The organism is Haloferax sp. Atlit-10N (genome assembly GCF_003586325.1).
In the GTDB taxonomy this organism is placed as follows: Archaea; Halobacteriota; Halobacteria; order Halobacteriales; family Haloferacaceae; genus Haloferax; species Haloferax prahovense.
Genome location: NZ_PSYX01000185.1, coordinates 1 through 436, shown reverse-complemented (window position 1 = coordinate 436; position 436 = coordinate 1). Strand labels below are relative to the sequence as shown.

The following is a 436-nucleotide window of genomic DNA, read 5'->3' as shown; positions in this document are numbered from 1 at the left end:
ATTCCGGTCTTGTCGACGCTCGCTGGGAGTGACGACCTGCCCGGGCCAGTGAGAGCCTACTCTCAGGCCGTCGATCAAGGGATTCCAATGCCGACTGACCCCCGCATGAATGACGTGTTTGCGGCGATGGGTGACCCAGTGACCCAGCTGTTCAACGGGAGTCTGAGCCCCGAAGAGGCACTCACCAGTGCTGCCGAGGAAGCCCGGAGTCAGTGGGAGTAAGCGAATAAATGAGCACGGTATCTCATCTGTCGACCCAGCTCGAACGCCTCCCATTCATCGAACAGCGTGACCGGTCGCTCTTGCTCGTGTTGCCGGGCCTGTTCATTTTTTCAGCATTTATGTTGTTTCCAGTGGTGTATCTTGTCGGGCTTTCTTTTACCAACGCAGCACCGGCCAACCTGTTTGCTGGTGAAGGCGCCTTCTCGGTGCTGAC

The 436-nt window shown here is 57.6% G+C and carries 2 pseudogenes; both read left to right on the top strand.

Annotation, left to right across the window (positions count from 1 at the left end):
* Positions 1 to 222, top strand: a pseudogene (locus C5B91_RS22920) (sugar ABC transporter substrate-binding protein); the annotation flags it as partial.
* Positions 223 to 230: 8 nt separating this feature from the next.
* Positions 231 to 436, top strand: a pseudogene (locus tag C5B91_RS21785) (sugar ABC transporter permease); the annotation flags it as partial.